Raw genomic sequence first — 556 nt, forward strand, 5'->3', positions numbered from 1 at the left:
TGAGACAGGTGCTGCATGGCTGTCGTCAGCTCGTGTTGTGAAATGTTGGGTTAAGTCCCGCAACGAGCGCAACCCTTATCCTTTGTTGCCAGCGATTCGGTCGGGAACTCAAAGGAGACTGCCGGTGATAAACCGGAGGAAGGTGGGGATGACGTCAAGTCATCATGGCCCTTACGAGTAGGGCTACACACGTGCTACAATGGCGTATACAAAGAGAAGCGACCTCGCGAGAGCAAGCGGACCTCATAAAGTACGTCGTAGTCCGGATTGGAGTCTGCAACTCGACTCCATGAAGTCGGAATCGCTAGTAATCGTAGATCAGAATGCTACGGTGAATACGTTCCCGGGCCTTGTACACACCGCCCGTCACACCATGGGAGTGGGTTGCAAAAGAAGTAGGTAGCTTAACCTTCGGGAGGGCGCTTACCACTTTGTGATTCATGACTGGGGTGAAGTCGTAACAAGGTAACCGTAGGGGAACCTGCGGTTGGATCACCTCCTTACCAAGAAGATGTGTGTTGCGTGAAGTGCTCACACAGATTGTCTGATGAAAATA

Annotated in this window: 1 rRNA gene; it reads left to right on the forward strand. The window is 51.8% G+C overall.

The features are described from left to right. Window positions 1-503, forward strand: a 16S ribosomal RNA gene (locus tag NXT09_RS22340); the annotation flags it as partial. Window positions 504-556: the final 53 nt, after the last annotated feature.

This window comes from Pectobacterium jejuense (assembly GCF_026800125.1).
Classification (GTDB): domain Bacteria; phylum Pseudomonadota; class Gammaproteobacteria; order Enterobacterales; family Enterobacteriaceae; genus Pectobacterium; species Pectobacterium jejuense.